Here is a 987-nt window from a genome sequence, read left to right as displayed (position 1 = left end):
CTTGAAGCTTCTACCCCTGTGCTATCTTTAACTGAGTTAATAGCAGCAACCAAAGCTCCATTTTGATCACTATCTTGATATTCTATCTTACCTATAGTTACACCATTAATCTTAAAATCATCACTTGTAGCACCAGCTTTTATAGGACCAACACCCGTAGTTTCAACTAAGAAATTTGCTCTAACACCTGTGATATCAGAAACTCTATTAATCTCTTCAGCCAAAGCACCAAGTCCTGTTCCTACTGAAGTAGAAATCACTACAGGTTGGAATTTAAAATCATCTACCCCATTATAATTTTTAATAGTAAGTTGAGCTACACCGCTACTTTTAGCTTGAGAACCTGTTTCAAATCTAGTTACACCTATTTTAGAGCTTTGAGTTGGCCCTATACTAGCTTTTACGGTTTGATTTGACTGTGCACCTAGTTGGAATTCTTGATTTATAAAGTTCCCGCTTAAAAGTTGTTTGCCATTAAATGCTGTGGTATTAGCTATATTATCAAGTTCTTCCATTAAACGATTAATATCAGCTTGAAGCATATTTCTTGTTTTAGTACTTTGTCCATCTTGTGCTGCTTGAGTAGCTTTTACTTTGATAGTATCTAAGATTTTAAGCTGCTCATCCATAGCCTTATCAGCTGTTTGTAAAATACCTATAGCATCATTACCATTATTTATAGCTTGACCTAAAGTTGCAGCTTGCGATCTTAAGCTATCTGCTATAGCCATACCCGAAGCATCATCTGCTGCAGAGTTGATTCTAAGACCTGAGCTAAGTCTTGATAAAGACTTATCAAGCTCTCTTGCTGTGATAGTTGAATTTGCATGTGCATTCATTGCACCTATGTTGGTGTTTATTCTAAAACCCATTTTAAATCCTTTCAAAATATTGCTTAGAACTTTTAAAGCAATAAATGTTCCAAATTTTAAGAGTGTTTTTTAAGAGTGTTTTTTAAGAGTGTTTTTTAAGAGTGTTTTTTAAGAG

General features: G+C 34.4%; 1 protein-coding gene. It reads right to left on the bottom strand.

What is annotated here, in order from left to right:
• The coding region (locus L8X33_RS08615; protein ID WP_318529725.1) for a flagellin hook IN motif-containing protein at positions 1–872 on the bottom strand (872 nt) is incomplete at its 3' end.
• Positions 873–987: the final 115 nt, after the last annotated feature.

Origin of the sequence: Campylobacter sp. CNRCH_2014_2849 (genome assembly GCF_025772845.1) — a bacterium.
Lineage (GTDB): Bacteria > Campylobacterota > Campylobacteria > Campylobacterales > Campylobacteraceae > Campylobacter_D > Campylobacter_D lari_D.
The sequence above is the reverse complement of the archived record's forward strand: the minus strand, read 5'-3'. Positions and strand labels throughout refer to the sequence as shown.